Genomic DNA, 14191 nt, shown 5'->3' with positions numbered 1-14191 from the left:
GCCAGGCTATCGTCAGGCTCCGACATTAACCGGGGTGTCATTCCGCCTTCCGATGAGACCCGGGGCGGACCTCGGACGATCAACGCTGGGCAACGATTCGCGACACGCCGCGCGCAACGCTGACGATTGAATCTGAATCAGATAGTGTCTGCGACCATGAGTGACAGCAGACACAGCCGTGGCGGCGGACGCAAGCCGAAGGGCGGGTCCCGCCACAGCATCCGCTTCACCGACACCGAGCTGTACAAGCAGTGGGCGGAAGACGAGCAGTTCAAACAACTGGGCTTCGACAGCTTCAGCGAGTACGTGGACTTCGTGTTCAGGGCCTACCACGGGCGGCCTGTGACGCCGCCGCAGCCGTGCGCTCAGGAGGCGCTGCCGCTCATCCAGACCACCGCCGCGTAGCAGTACGCGGATCCTGCTTATGTCCTGAACGAAGGAGATGTGGACGCCGGGGACGGCGTCTAGAAAGCCAACGAGGGCCCCTGCGCGCGTTCCACCGCCAAGTTGAATCGCGCAAGGACCCTCGGTAACTCCCGGCTCCGGCGGGGCGCTTTCGCGTGCCACCGATGCCGGGCCAGTAGCTAGGAGCCAGAGTAATCGATGGGCCCCTGGCTCTGCCAGTCGTGCCCGAGTTCGGCGTGTCGCATTCGGGCGAAACCGGCACAGCCAATGCGTACAACGTCATACCCGCCCCGCGAGGGGGTGAACCGGGACACGCCGTTCTGACGGCGGCCGCGACCTGGGCGTTGTGTGCCCCTCGCCTGGGCGCCCGCGGCAAGGTGCGCGTCGCCCGGCGCGGGAAGAAGGCCGGGTTCGGCGGCCGCCGCGAGCTGCCGCTGACCCGGCGTGTCCCGCCGATGGTCGCGGCGCTGTACGTCTACCGCGAGGGCATGACCCACCTGCTCGCGTGCGACTTCGACCCCGGCCGCGCGGCGCGGGCCGGCGCCGTCGACCCGGTCGCCGTGGTGGAGCGTGAGGTCGCGGACCTGGCGGCGCTGGTCGCGGCGTGCGGCGGCGAGTGCTTCACCGACCGCTCCCCCGCCACCGGGGGCCGGCACCTGTACGTGGTGTGGGCCGAACGCCAGTATTTCGGGCCGATGAAGCTGCTGGCGCAGGCGCTGGCGCGCCGGTACGTGTCGCTCGACCCGACGCCGATGCTCGGCATCCAGGAGGGGCTCATCGTGCCGCCCGGTGCGTGGGTGAGCGGCGGCGCGTTCCGGGAACTGACCGACGACCCGGCCTACGTCGACTGGGTGCTCGACCACCCGAACGGGCCCGAGGTGTGGTCAGCGCTGATGGACGCGCTCACCCCCGAGCTGGAGGCGCTGGAGCGCTCCGCCCCGCCCGCCAGCGGCGTCCAGGCGGCCGGCGGGGTTCCGGCGCCGCGCACCACGGCGGCGAGCTGGGCGGTTGTCGACGACGAGGACGGCGTGCCGGTGTGGCGGCGGCCGGGCGGCAGGCTGCCCGCGCTCTCCCCGGTCATGGAGGAGATCGCCCGTACGGGCCGGTTCGAGCAGGGGACGGGGCCGGGCCGCTACCGGTCCAGCAGCGAGGCGCGGCTGGCGGTGCTCGCCGGCGCGGTGTCGTGCGGGTGGCGGCTGGCCGACGTCGCCGCCCGGCTCCGGTCCGGTGCGTGGCCGGGCCTGGCGGGCTTCTACGCCAAGTACGCGGCCTCGGCCCGGCTGCGGGTGCTGCGGGGCGACTGGGAGCGGGCGGTGCCCTGGATCGCGGGGCGGGAATCTGACCGTGACATCCACACAAGGGGGAGAACACAAGCGGGGGTTGAAGGGGTGGTGGTTGAGGGGCTGACGATCGCGTTCAAAGCTCCGACCTGTTCCCGGGACAGGGTGGCGGCGTTGCAGCAGACCCGCCGCTGGAACTCTGCGCTGCGTGCTGCTGAACGTTACCGGTGGCCGGGGGCGGGAGGGATCACCAAGCGGCGGGTCCTGGAGGCGATGCTGAAGGCCGCGCAGCTGTGCCACAGCATGGTGATCGGGTTCGGGGTGCGCGAGCTTGGACTCCTGGCGGGTCTGGATCATTCGACGGTGGCCAAGGTGCTGAAGGAGCTGCGGGACGAGCCGGACCCGTTCGTGCGGCTGGTGGGCGAGCACCACGGCGACTGGCCGGACTACTACGAGCTGGTGATCCCGGCCGGGTACGCCGAGGCGGCCGCGTGGCGCCGCTGGCAGCCCGGCCGTCTCGGCGGCATCCACCCCGTCTTCCGGGAGCTGGGCGGCCCGGCCGCGCTCATCTACCGGATGCTCACCGACACGCCCGTCCGCTCGTTCGACGTGCCGGGCCTGGCCGGGGTGTCGAGGACGGCCGCGACCACGGGCCTGAACGCGCTGGCCGAGCAGGGGCTGGCCGAACGCGTCGACGGCGGGTGGGTGCGCGGCCCGGCCGACCCGAAGAAGGTGGCCGAGCGGCTCGGTGTCTACAAGAAGGTGGACCAGATCCGGGCCCGCTACAAGGAGGAGCGGAAGCTGTGGCGGACATTCCTGGACATCCTCGAGGCGTGGGATCCGTCGTTCGACGCCGAGGACCTGTCCATCCCTGAGGAGGAGCTGGCGGTCCTCGGCACGCCGGCGTGGATCGAGGCGCAGCCTCAGGCGCCGTAGGCGACCAGCGGGACGCGGGGCGGCTGGTAGGTGACGGGGACGCGTACCTCCCAGTGGCCCGGCCTGTCCTGGCTCTCCCCCGTGATCCGGTCGCAGGGGCACGTCCACACCAGCTCGTCGCCGTCGACGGGCAGCGGCGGCCACAGCTTGAACCGGATCTCCTCCGTGCGCGGCTTCCCGCGGTCGGCCGGCCAGTGCTCGACGTGCAGCCGGTACGGCATGCCCGGGTGCAGCACGAGCGGCAGCCCGGCGAGAGGGGTGTAGCTGTTGCCGATCCATCCTTCGGCCTGGACCCGGTAGGCGCGCGGGACGGTCACCTCGGCGAACAGGCTGCCGTCCTCAAGGGTGAAGGTGAGCGGGCCCAGGACGCCGGGGCCGAGCCGCTCGTGGGTGGCCTGCCGCTCCTCGCGGAGACGTTCCTCGGCGGCGTCGGCCATACGCCGGTTCGAGCGCGCCGTGTTCAGGCTGATGACGAGGGCGGGTAGAGCGAGCGCCGCGCTGACGCCGCTGATGATCAAGCTGGGTTCCACTGCGGAAGAACCTCTTTCGATGGGAGGAGTGGTCACTCCCAATCTGGCGGCGCTGCCCGAGCGAAATCAATCACCCTGCGTGTTTACGTGAACCGTTAGGCTGCGGTGATCTTGGCCGGGGTACGGCGTAGCAGCCCGGCCCGGTACAGCTCCTCCACCACGGCGCGGGCGATCTCTTCGCGGGAGGAGATCTCAGGCAGCGCGTTCGCGGCGTGCTCGCCGACGTCGACGGCGCGGCCGAACGCGGCCGCGTCCGCCTTCGCCGGCGTGAGGGCGCGGCGGAGCTCGCCGCGGTGTCGGACGGGCTCGGAGAGCTGGCCGTTGCGGTCGGTGGCGAGCGGGCCGCCGCAGTTCCGGCACTCCCACGTGTCGCCCTCCAGCCACTCGACCGCGCGGGCGCATCGGCTGATCGGCATGGGCACTCCCCCGGGCTTGGCGGTAAATCGCCTGTCGTATGGGGCTTTGTAGTCGATTGTGGCCGCCGCTGGTTGGGGGCGTCAACCGGGTTGGCCTGCTGATTCGCTGCCGGAAGACGTAAGCGCGGCGATGTGCTTTGCTCCGCGCCGATGAACAGCCGTCTCGGATGCAGCGTGCGCGGGTGCGACACCTGGCACATTCATAAATCTCCTGTATTATGTGAATTACCTGACGGGTATTGCGGCCCTGTCCGGTGCTGTCATCCAGGAAGAGGAGAACCACTCCCGTGACCACGGACCCTGTCACGCCGACGACCTACCGGGACGTATGCGGCACCTTCGACGGGCTGCGCGCCCATCAGGCCCACGGCGAACCGGCATGCTCGGCCTGCATCGCCGAAGAGTCCCGCCAGCTTCTGGACGCCAAACTCCTCCGCGAGATCGTCCACTTCCGGCCGACACCGCCCCCGCCTGCTCCCATCAGCGAGGCTCAGGCCGCGCTCAACCTGGAGATGCTCAACCAGGCGATGGAGCGCAAGGACGTCCAGCCGTGCGGCACCCACGCCGCCTACAACAGGCACCTCAGCAACGGCGAGAAGCCGTGCGAGGACTGCCGGGTGGCGCAACGCCAGTACGAGAAGGACCTGCGCCTCGTCCACCGGCGGCTCACCGCCGCGCGGAAGAACGCCGCATGACCGCGCCCGCGTGGCTCGCCACCGACCCGTACCCGGGCGGCCCGCACTGGCCCGACTGCGAACGCAAGCACCCCGCCTGCGCCTGGAAGGCCGGCGTCGCCTACGGCCGCACCCACACCATCCCCACCCCTCCCCCTGCTCTGGAAAGGACTCCCGTGGACGACTTCGCCGCCACGGCCGACTACGACCTGGCCGCCGGGCACGTCGACCTCACCGCCGACCCCGACCAGCCCAGCCCGAAGGAGCGGTTCCTGCGCCTGCTCGGCGAGGCCGTCGCCATGGACATCGCCCACGACGTGAAGGGCGTCCCGGTCGAGGTGAGCGGCCGCGACGGCCGGTTCCTCGGCGGGAACCAGGGGTGGGCCGAGCACTACCCCAGCAACGGCCAGTCCTGGACCGTCCAGCTCCGCGCCAGTGCGCACTGCATCCGCGTGTACGCGCTCGGCGGGCCGACGGGCGGCTCCCGTCTCCTGAACGGCAGCGCCACCGAGCTGCCCTACCCCGGCGGCGACCCGAACGAGGTCATATCCACCGCCTACCGCGAGACGGTCGAGCAGGCCATCACCAGCGCGGCTGCCGCGATCAGCCGCGCCCGCTACGACGAGCAGCGGTAGCCGCTGTGCGCGCCCTGATCCTCATCCTGGCCGTCGCGCTCATCTGCGCGTCCATCCCGGCCGCCTACCTGACGGCCCGCTGGATACTCCAGCGCCTACGCGATCAGCGCGACCTGATCCGCCAGCGAGCGTTCGTCGAGCACCTGCACCAGCGCGCGCTGGAGCACCAGCAGCTCGGCGACCATTTCGCGGTCATCGTCACCGACGACATCCGCCACTTCACCAGCACCAACTCCCTTCCGGAAGGAACCACCCGATGACCCCCCGCAAGATCGCCGTCCTGGCCGTCGCCGGCCTGCTCGCCACTGCCTGCTCCATCACGAACGTCGAGCCCGACGAGGCCGGCATCGTCTACGACGCCGGGCCGATGTCCAGCACCACGTTCCAGGAGTGCCTCAAGCCGTCCACCCGCGACGTGTCCGGGCCCGCCGACGAGGGCTACCGGTACCCGAACGGGCAGCGCACCTTCCGGTTCAGCGGCGGCGACACCGACGAGAGCAAGCCGATCACGTCCGCCTCCAAGGACGGCGCCACCATGACCATCTACGGCGGGCTGACCTTCACCTTCTCCGCCGCAGACTGCGCCAAGCTGCGCAAGTTCCACGAGGAGATCGGCCGCAAGTACCAGGCGTACGAGGCCGGCGGCTGGGTGGAGATGCTCAAGTTCTACGTCGGCGGCCCGGTCGAGCGCGCCATGGACGAGGCCACCCTCAAGTACAACTGGCGCGACCTCTACTTCGACTCCACGAAGAAGGCCGCGTGGGAGAAGGAGATGGCGACGCTGACCAGCCAGTACATCGCCCAGATCGCGAAGGGCGACTACTTCGCCGGAATGGCGTTCATCCTGCGCCAGCCCGAGCCGCCGCAGAAGCTGAAGGACGCGATGGTCGCCGAGCAGGCCGCCATGGCGCAGAACAACGCCCAGAAGCAGATCAACGAGAAGCTCAAGACGGAGCTGGAGTCCACCAAGGCGCTCGTGGAGGTGCTGGGCAAGGAAGGCGCGGTGTCCAAGCTGAACATGGACAAGCTCGCCGAGATCGCCGCGTCGGGGAAGGTGAGCATCGTCTACGTGCCGCAGGGCGGCCAGGTCGCCGTCGCCCCTCCCAAGTAGGCCATCCGGCGCCCGAGCCCTCCGTCCGGGGCTCGGGCACCCCTCCCACGCGCCACCACCCCTTCCCCCTGTGATCAAGGAGACCGCCGTGCCTGAGCTCAAGCAGCGGCCCGGAGACCAGCCCCTCCCCGTGCGCAACGACCACCCCGACATCCAGAGCCTCGTCCTGGCCGACATCGCCCAGCGCCGCCAGGTCGGCATCGACCGGTACGGCACCGCGCTGCAGCCGCACAACGGCCGCGACGCGCTCCGCGACCTGTACGAGGAGCTGCTGGACGGCGTCATGTACGCCCGGCAGCTCATCGAGGAGCGCACCGCGCTGGCCGACAGCCCGGAGTGGCTGCGCGTCGAGGAGGGCCTGCTGCGTGGTGAGCTGGCCGCGCAGGACGCCACGTTCGGCGAGCAGAACCACCCGGACGGCACCGGCGGCGCCTACCGCGACTCGGCCGGCAGCATCGTCGGCCCCAACCTGGCCTGGAGGTTCCGCAAGGAGTGCCACGACGCCGCCCAGGCCGGGACGCTCACCTGGCGGCACATTCTCACGGAGGAGGTGTACGAGGCGCTCGCCGAGGACGCCCCGGACCGGCTGGCCGCCGAGCTGCTCCAGGTCGCCGCCGTTGCGATCCAGTGGCGGCGCAGCATCGCCCGCCGCCGCACCCTCGCCGAGACGCCGCAGGGGGCGAGCGCCGGTGCCTGACCAGATGCTGCGGCCGAACCCGTACAGCCCGTACGCCACCGCCACCCTCAGCGGCCGCCACGTGTTCCCATCGTTCCTCGGCGCCTCTCCGCTCCCCGGCGTGCTCGGCCTGGCCCACTGCGAGCGCATGGCCGTCGTCCCGGCCGAGCCGTTGAGCGGACTCGACCTCGACCAGCCGCAGCCCGGCCTGTGCCAAGCGTGCGTCAACGCCGCCATCGGCCTCGCCGCCCCCGCCCGGCAGGAGCCGCAGGACTGCCAAGAGTGCGGCAGCGTCGGCTCGCAGGGCCGCTGGTGCGCGCTGTGCCGCCAGGACCTCCACGACCACTGGTGGGCCGCACGCGGCCAGCGGATGAAGGCCGTCACCATCTACCAGCCGTGGACGTGGGCGATCGGCCGCGCCGCCACCTCCCCGACCGGGAAGACGATCGAGAACCGGCACTGGAACACCCGCCACCGCGGCCTGGTCGCCATCCACGCCGGCCAGCAGTGGGACGGCAGCGCCGCCGACAGCCCGCACATGCAGGCGGAGTGGAGCGAGTACATCCGCACCGCCCGCGACCGGAAGGCGGCGGGCGCCGGCATCGAGGCGAAGGCGCCGGAGTTCGTGACCGGCGCGATCACCGCGGTGGCGAACCTCGTCGACGTGCACCACTCCTCCACGTGCGCCCGCCCCGGCGGCGAGCTGTACCCGGGCGGCGCCTACACGTGCTCGCCGTGGGCGGCCGGTGGGGAGGGCGGCATGTACCACTGGCAGCTCGTCAACGTGCGCGTCCTGGACGAGCCGGTCCCCTGCACCGGCCGGCAGCGCTTCTGGGACGTCCCCCCGGCCGCCATGACGCTCGTGCTCGAGCAGCTCGGCGCGGCTCTCTGACCCGCCCCGCCCCGGGCCCCTCGGGGCGGGCACCCGATCGACTGGAGGAAGACACGTGGCCGAGACGCCGGACGAGCCTGTGGTGTACGTGCTGGAGATGCCGGCGGGGATCCCGCTGGCCAACGCCAACGACCGGGGGCACTGGCGCAGGAGGCACCGCCTCACGAAGAACCTGCGCAAGCAGGCCGCCAGGCTGTTCCGCGCCTCCGGCATCCCGGGCATGAAGCGGGCGGCGGTGATCGGCTACCTGGAGCCGCCCAACCGGCAGCCACGCGATCCCGCGAACTGGTATCCGTCGTTCAAAGCGATAATCGACGGGATGGTCGACGCCGGGTTTCTGCCTGACGACAACAGCAAGCACTTGGACGGCCCGGACATGCGGCTCGGCCCGGTCTACCCGAAGGGCCGCCTGGTGCTGCACATCACCGACCTGAGCCACACCCTGAACGCCCCGCAGCCGTAGCCCCGTACCGGGCCGATATTCCAGGCGGCGGAGGGGCCTGCCGTCCTAGGCTTGGCGGGTGACATCTACCGCCAAGCCCCCCTGGCGGCCGCTGCGCGAGCGGCAGGCCGGGATCGTCGACGAACCAGCCCTTGTGGAGGGTGCACCCCCATATTTGGCCGCGCTGCTCTACCAGTGGTACGGCGAGCTTTCCGTTGAACTCACCAACCTGGACGACCTGCTGCAACTACGCCTTCGTCGCGAGATCCCATGGAGCTCTGGGGGCAATCTCCTCTTCCAAGGGGAAGATCTGCTGGAGGCGATCGACGCGACCTTGTTCTTGGTGCCCTCGCTGCTCGAAGACGACGAGGTACAGGCATCATGGTGGCGCGAGATGACGTCCGTATTGGGCTGGACCCTCGAAGAGGGGGGCTCCGCTTGGTGTGTCAACGATGACTTCACCGGCCTTACCCGACGTGTAGACGCGACCGTCGCGGGAGTTACCGCAGCGACGATCCAGGCTGCTCCACCTGATGCGGCCGGACACCTGCGGCGGGCGTGGGACGCGGCATACGGGTTCGGCCCGGACGCGACGAAGGCGTACAGCGAGGCGGTCAAGGCCGTCGAGGCGGTCGTCGTCCCCGTGGCCATCCCGAACGATCGGGTGGGCACGCTCGGCAAGGCGATCACGCACATCGAGCAGACCGCCGCCCGGTGGACTCTCGCCGTCGACCAGAACGGTCAGGCCGCGCCGGTGGATGCGCTGCTCGCCATGCTGAAGCTAGTGTGGCACGGGCAGAGCGACCGGCACGCGGGCCCGAACACCAGCCCAGTCACGCTGGAGTCGGCGCAGACCGCGCTCCACGCCGCGGTGACGATCGTCCAGTGGTTCACCTCCGGTGCGGTGAAGAAGGCGCCGAAGCCGGGAAAGTAGCCGTGGGGCGATAGGCAGGCGTGTAAATGGCCTGTAATATCGTGGGTGAAGGGTTCCGTTTGGGGCCCTTGCTCCCGTCGTTGGGAGGTTCGCCCACCTAAGGAAGGCCGTCCCCACCATGGCAACCGTAGAAGCGACCGCGGCCCAGGTCCGCGATGCGCACGCCCGTGCCGTCCGTCTGCTGTCCGATCTTCGGACGGAGGCGCACCCGCGTAACCTTGCCGGCGTCACGCTGGTCCGCCGCTACCACGTTGACCCGGTCGAGCTGTGGAAGCGTATGGACGTGAGCCGGACCATGGGCGATCAGGAGATCCTGCCCGCCGGCTTGCTTGACGAGGACCTGCTGGACGAGAGCCAGGAGGAGTGCGAGCGGATCATCGCGGTCCAGGTGAAGAAGCTGAAGGAGATCAAGGCCGAGCGTGAGGCGGCGCTGGAGGAGCGGCGTGAGGGCCTGGCCCGGCTGTCGCTCGGCCAGGCGGGTGACCAGCCGCTGCCCAACGCTGAGATCGCCAAGCTGACCGGGCTCACCCTGCAGCAGATCAACGCCGACCTGAAGAAGACCCCGCGCGGCACCGCTGATCTCGCACACATGCTGGGCATCACCGAGGCCCGGCTGATCGGCACCATGGAACGGGCCCGCGACGCCGGGGTCGCCTGGCCGAAGCCCGCCCAGGAGGAGCCGCTGCTGTTCGACCCGGTCGACTTTCGCACATGGTGGGACAAGAACCGGCTCGGCTGGCGACCGGCGGACCAGCACGCCCTCGACATGGGGCTGGACCGCGACCGGGTGCATGCGCTCCTGCAGGTGGCCGACGAGATCGGCGACCTGCCCGAGCATGACGAACTCGACGGCGAGCGGCGCTTCGCCCCGGAGCCGTTCGCGGCCTGGTGGGCCAACCGGGAGCGCGACCGCGCCGAGATCGCGTACGGGTGGGCGGGAGCGACCGCGCTCGCCTACGAGGTGCGCATGCCGGTGCTGACCCTGCTCGGCCTGTTCACCGCAGCGAAGAAGGCGCGCACCCTGCCCGAGCACCGGCAGGGGACGCGCGGCCGCCAGTACAACGTCGACGCCGTCCGCCAGTTCCTCCAGGCGCGCAGCGGTGCCGCCGGCGGAGAGTCGGATGGGCGGTTCGCGCCGCTGGGCAAGCTCGCCGAGGAGATCGGCGAGCCCGAGCACGTGGTGACCGGCTGGGTGCGCGAGGCCGAGCAGCGCGGCATCAAGCTGCCGCCGTTCGAGGAAGGGCCGCGCTGGCGCCGCTACGACCGGGAGGCGTTCCCGGCCTGGTGGCGGGAGACACGCGAGCGCACCCGCGACGGCGCCCTGGCCTCGAAGGAGGAGCTGGCCCACCTGGCGGGCGTGCCTACGCGGGAGCTCACCCGCAGCTTGGCGAAGGCGGAGCAGCTCGGCGTGGTGATGCCGGCCGCCGCCGAGGACGGCCAGTACGAGGTGGCGTGGTTCCTGGTGTGGTGGCCGGCCTGGGCCGCCGGCGTGGCCGCAGGCCCCCGCTTCTTGCCGATCGCCGGGCTGGCCGACGAGCTGGGCCTGCCTCGGGAGAAGGTCAAGCGTCAGGTCAAGGCGGCGCTCGAGCGCGGCCGCGTGCTGCCGCCTCACACGGTGAACGAGCGTGGGCACAGGTTGTTCGAGGTGGCGGGGTATCGGGCGTGGCGTCAGCAGATCGAGGCGTGATCTTGCGGAGATACGCGGGGATACGCTGAACCCGTTAGGTGTGATGTAACTCACCTTTTGCGCTCTGTGCCTGGTAACCCCGGGTTACCGGTGAAAGGATGCGACCCTTTCCCGTGACGGGGGCGTCCTGCTTGTTGCGCCAAGCAGCAGGTAGGGGATAGCTTCCGGCGTGCTAACTGAGACTGGGTCCATGACCTGGCTCGGTGCGGCGCGAAAACATAGCAAAGGCTCTGCCCCGGCCACGAAACCAAGAGCAGAGCCTCTGTTGCTGCTAACGATGCGAGCTCAGGTAGGCGGCCACCTACTTGGGCTCGTTTTCGTTGTACCGCTTCCAGAGCCACAGGGCCGTCCGCGAGGCGATCGGCCCCCAGAGCGGATACGTCGACCGGACCAGCCGGAGGTACTTCTGGCTGGCCCGCATAGACGTCTGCATGCGCTGCCGTACTGCGGCGGCCCAGGCGGAGATCCGCTTGTGGTTCTGGGGCTTACGGGTGGTGGTCATTCCACTTCCCTCTGGGCCCTCTTCTCGAGGTATCGGTCGGGGGACCGACCCGAGAGGACCCGTGCGGCCGGTCCCCCCCGGGAATCGGCTGCGGAAGGTCGTGGCGAACCACCGCTCGGTAGCAGAGCGCAAACTACCGGTTCGAGGGTCTATCGCATAGCGGACTCTGAGCGAGTTGCGGGTTGACGGATCCTCAGTCAGATCTTGGGGTGCAGGTCACAGCGGTGGGCAGTTGTTGCGAGTTGTTGCAATGTGACATTCGTCACTTCCTGGATGCGCTGTAGTCCTGTCAAGGACGGCCAGGAAGCACCAGATGCACGCTCCTTCGGCTGACTGGACGTTAACCCCCCAGCGCCGAACCATACGGCCGTGATCTCGGGGGAGGTTCCAGCGGTCGGCGTGCGGGGGCGCCGGTGCTGACCCCTGCCCAGACCGAGGCCGGCGACCGGCGGTCGAAGATCGCCCGCCGCATGTTCACCGACCTGATGGACCTGCCCGCCCCGGCCCGCCGCCAGCTCCTGTGGGAGCTGTCCGGTGACGAGGCGCGGCACGTCTACACCGCGGCGTACGAAGTCGCCGGCACCTCCTACGCGTTGTGGGTGGACGACCCGGTCGGGTTCTGCGAGCAGGTGCTCGGGTCGGTGGCGTGGAAGGTGCCGCGCCAGTTCATGCAGGCGCTGGTCGACCACAAGCTCGTCGCCGTGCCGTCCTGCTTCGGCTCGTCCAAGACGTTCTCGTGCGGGCAGCTCGTTCTCTGGCACAGCCTGGTGCATCCGGTCGGGACCGGCGTGACCGTGACGCTGGCGCCGTTGTGGCGGCAGGTGACCCACCAGCTCTGGCGTGAGGTCCGCGCCGCGCACTCCCGGGCCGGCCTGCCGGGTGAGATCGACACCGCGCAGTACAAGCTGCCGGACGAGGCCGGGCTGATGACCCGGGTCGCGTACGGGATCGCCGCCGCCCCATACAACGAGGCGGCGGTTCAAGGGATTCATGGGCAGCATCTTCTACTCGTTGTAGAAGAAGCGGGCGGCATCGCCCACACCATCGGCCGCAACCTGTCCGGCCTGATGGTCGGCGAGGACTCCCGCATGATCGCGATCGGGAACCCGCCCACCGACGAGGTCGGCACCTGGTTCGAGCAGTTGTGCAAGGACCCGGACGTCAAGACCATCCCGATCAGCGCGTACTCGACGCCGAACCTGACCGGCGAGCAGTTCGGCATCTGCCAGTCGTGCCCGGGAGCCAAGCACTCCCCCGCCGTGCACATGGTCGACAAGGCGTGGATCGACCGCACCGTGCGCGTGCATGGGCCCAAGAGCAACTACGTGCGGGCGAAGGTCGAGGCGAAGTTCCCCAAGGGCGTCGCCAACGCCACCATCCCCGCGGACTGGGTCGAGCTCGCCGTCGAGCAGGAGGAGCCGGAGACCGGGATCCGGCTGTGCGACCTCGGCCTGCCCGAGGAGAGCGACACGTGGAAGGTCCACGAGGGCGCGTGGGTGCGGCTCGGCGTCGACGTGGCCGCCGACGGCGGTGACGAGCTGGCGATCTCCCGCGTCGTCGGGGACCTGGTCACGATGGAGCACGCCTCGTCCGGGCCGGAGAACGGCGACCCGGTCGCGGTGGCCGGGATCATCCTGCGGCAGATCCTGCGCGCCGAGGCGCTCGCCCGCCGGCTGGGCAGCCCTGCGCGGGTGCGGGTGAAGATCGACGGCATCGGCTGGGGCTGGGGGCCGGCCGGGCTGCTGAAGGCGTGGGGCGAGGAGGGGCGGCACGGCGCGGAGATCGTGGTCGTGATCGTGTCGGAGAACACCGGCCGCGAGCCGGACGAGGAGTCGATGCGGCCGTGGCGCAAGCGCGACGAGATGTGGCTGGCGGGCCGGTCGCTGCTGCGGCCCGACGACCACGGCCGTACCCGGGTGCGGCTGCGGGTCGACGAGCTGACGGTGGCGCAGTTGTCGGCGCCGAAGCTCGCCACCAACAGCACGGGTTACTCGGTGGTGGAGTCGAAGGAGTCGATGCGCAAGCGCGGCCTGTCCTCCCCCGACCGTGGCGAGGCGCTCCTGTTGGGCCCGTACGAGCCCGCCGTTGAGGCCTATGAAGCGCGACTGCTCGTCTAGGTTTACAGGTTGACCGAAATTGTTACGTTCGGGAGTTTACGAGGTTGAAAAACACGGATGCCCGAATGGTCTTTACCTCCCCTCCGAAGATCGTTACCTTGCTGACTGGTTACTGACAGTGGAGCATGATCGGCCCCGCTGCTCATGAACACACAGCACGCAAACCCCCTACCAGCCAGAGCAGCCACCCCGCCCACAGGGTTGACAACTCACGGTGACCAAGAAGGGTTGGGCGGCTGTGTCGTCACCTCAGGGGGAGGAGATAAATGCCCGATTTCCCGCCGGGGCACGCGTTCTACCTCGCGGTTTACATCCCGGTGTCTTCGCCAGCCCATCTGCGCCTCATCGAGCAGAACCCGTTCGTCACCATCCCCGATGATCTGACCGAATCGCCGGAGTGGGTAGGCGGTGGGATGGTGCTGGAAGTCCAGCAGGTGGTGTGCCTGAAGTGCCGGAAGCCGTACAGCCAGGTCGCCTTCGACCCCGAGTGCCCGGCGGACAGCAACCCGTACTACCTCAGGGGCGGCAAGCACGATCGGGCAGGACGCACCACGGCGCCGCCGGGGCAGAGCGGCGCGGAGGTGGCCGCGCGGCAGCGGCGAGAGAACCCCGCCCTGATGCAGGCATCGCGGATCTCGGGCCTGTCCTAGCCGCGAACAGGACGTAAGCCTCCAAGCCCCCTACCGTGCCCCCCGCCAGCGGACCCACGCGCTGGCAGGGGGCAAGGCAGGGGGCTTTCTGGTGGACGACGTTGGGCGCAGGCCGGACCTGACCGGCCGGCAAGTGCGTGACCTGGCCGGGCTGGCGCTGATGGCGGTGGGGGCCGTCCTGACGTGCGTTGCCGCGTTCATGCTGCACCCGGCGGCCGGGCTCGGCATGGTCGGGGTGTGGCTGCTCGGCGGCGGCTGGCTGCTGGCCACCGGCCTACCGGACTCTCCCGAGGGGGGCCGGTAA

The 14191-nt window shown here is 70.1% G+C and carries 16 protein-coding genes; 14 read left to right on the top strand and 2 right to left on the bottom strand.

Annotation, left to right across the window (positions count from 1 at the left end; translation table 11 throughout):
• Window positions 1–156 precede the first annotated feature (156 nt).
• Both ACWDXC_RS43520 and ACWDXC_RS43515 read left to right on the top strand, forming a co-directional pair.
• Window positions 157–405, top strand: coding sequence for a hypothetical protein (locus ACWDXC_RS43520; RefSeq protein WP_449992747.1), 249 nt, complete (start codon window positions 157–159; stop codon window positions 403–405).
• Between the two features lie 344 nt (window positions 406–749).
• Window positions 750–2621: a hypothetical protein gene (locus ACWDXC_RS43515; protein WP_449992745.1), complete on the top strand. Its 1872-nt coding sequence runs from the start codon at window positions 750–752 to the stop codon at window positions 2619–2621.
• On the opposite strand, the gene ACWDXC_RS43510 is transcribed toward ACWDXC_RS43515, so the two are convergent.
• Window positions 2609–3151: a hypothetical protein gene (locus ACWDXC_RS43510; RefSeq protein ID WP_449992744.1), complete on the bottom strand. Its 543-nt coding sequence runs from the start codon at window positions 3149–3151 to the stop codon at window positions 2609–2611. The genes ACWDXC_RS43515 and ACWDXC_RS43510 overlap by 13 nt on opposite strands.
• A 95-nt stretch (window positions 3152–3246) precedes the next feature.
• Window positions 3247–3567, bottom strand: coding sequence for a hypothetical protein (locus ACWDXC_RS43505; protein WP_449992742.1), 321 nt, complete (start codon window positions 3565–3567; stop codon window positions 3247–3249).
• A gap of 287 nt (window positions 3568–3854) precedes the next feature.
• Between ACWDXC_RS43505 and ACWDXC_RS43500 the strand changes: the two genes are divergently transcribed.
• From ACWDXC_RS43500 to ACWDXC_RS43445, 12 genes are all read left to right on the top strand, one after another.
• Window positions 3855–4262 carry a hypothetical protein gene (locus ACWDXC_RS43500; protein WP_449992739.1) on the top strand — a complete coding sequence of 136 codons (408 nt, stop codon included), beginning with the start codon at window positions 3855–3857 and terminating at the stop codon, window positions 4260–4262.
• On the top strand, window positions 4259–4876 hold the full coding sequence (locus ACWDXC_RS43495; RefSeq protein WP_449992736.1) for a hypothetical protein: 618 nt from the start codon (window positions 4259–4261) through the stop codon (window positions 4874–4876). Before ACWDXC_RS43500 ends, ACWDXC_RS43495 begins: the two co-directional genes overlap by 4 nt.
• 5 nt (window positions 4877–4881) lie before the next feature.
• Complete coding sequence (locus ACWDXC_RS43490; protein ID WP_449992734.1) at window positions 4882–5136, top strand: hypothetical protein; 255 nt, start codon at window positions 4882–4884, stop codon at window positions 5134–5136.
• Window positions 5133–5987: an SPFH domain-containing protein gene (locus ACWDXC_RS43485; protein WP_449992731.1), complete on the top strand. Its 855-nt coding sequence runs from the start codon at window positions 5133–5135 to the stop codon at window positions 5985–5987. The genes ACWDXC_RS43490 and ACWDXC_RS43485 overlap by 4 nt, the downstream gene beginning before the upstream one ends.
• A gap of 88 nt (window positions 5988–6075) precedes the next feature.
• Window positions 6076–6684, top strand: coding sequence for a hypothetical protein (locus ACWDXC_RS43480; RefSeq protein WP_449992728.1), 609 nt, complete (start codon window positions 6076–6078; stop codon window positions 6682–6684).
• Window positions 6677–7555, top strand: coding sequence for a hypothetical protein (locus ACWDXC_RS43475; protein ID WP_449992725.1), 879 nt, complete (start codon window positions 6677–6679; stop codon window positions 7553–7555). The genes ACWDXC_RS43480 and ACWDXC_RS43475 overlap by 8 nt, the downstream gene beginning before the upstream one ends.
• 55 nt (window positions 7556–7610) lie before the next feature.
• Window positions 7611–8018 carry a hypothetical protein gene (locus ACWDXC_RS43470; RefSeq protein ID WP_449992722.1) on the top strand — a complete coding sequence of 136 codons (408 nt, stop codon included), beginning with the start codon at window positions 7611–7613 and terminating at the stop codon, window positions 8016–8018.
• Between the two features lie 154 nt (window positions 8019–8172).
• A complete protein-coding gene (locus ACWDXC_RS43465; protein WP_449992720.1) occupies window positions 8173–8931 on the top strand; it encodes a hypothetical protein in 759 nt (252 codons plus the stop codon).
• Between the two features lie 118 nt (window positions 8932–9049).
• Window positions 9050–10618 carry a hypothetical protein gene (locus ACWDXC_RS43460; RefSeq protein ID WP_449992717.1) on the top strand — a complete coding sequence of 523 codons (1569 nt, stop codon included), beginning with the start codon at window positions 9050–9052 and terminating at the stop codon, window positions 10616–10618.
• 915 nt (window positions 10619–11533) lie between these two features.
• On the top strand, window positions 11534–13237 hold the full coding sequence (locus ACWDXC_RS43455) for a hypothetical protein (protein ID WP_449992714.1): 1704 nt from the start codon (window positions 11534–11536) through the stop codon (window positions 13235–13237).
• Window positions 13238–13503: 266 nt separating this feature from the next.
• Window positions 13504–13887, top strand: coding sequence for a hypothetical protein (locus ACWDXC_RS43450; protein WP_449992712.1), 384 nt, complete (start codon window positions 13504–13506; stop codon window positions 13885–13887).
• Window positions 13888–13978: 91 nt separating this feature from the next.
• Window positions 13979–14191 (top strand): hypothetical protein, encoded by a 213-nt coding sequence (locus ACWDXC_RS43445; RefSeq protein ID WP_449992709.1) that lies wholly within the window; start codon window positions 13979–13981, stop codon window positions 14189–14191.

It is taken from the genome of Nonomuraea sp. NPDC003214 (assembly GCF_053590035.1).
This window is presented reverse-complemented; position numbering and strand designations above follow the sequence as displayed.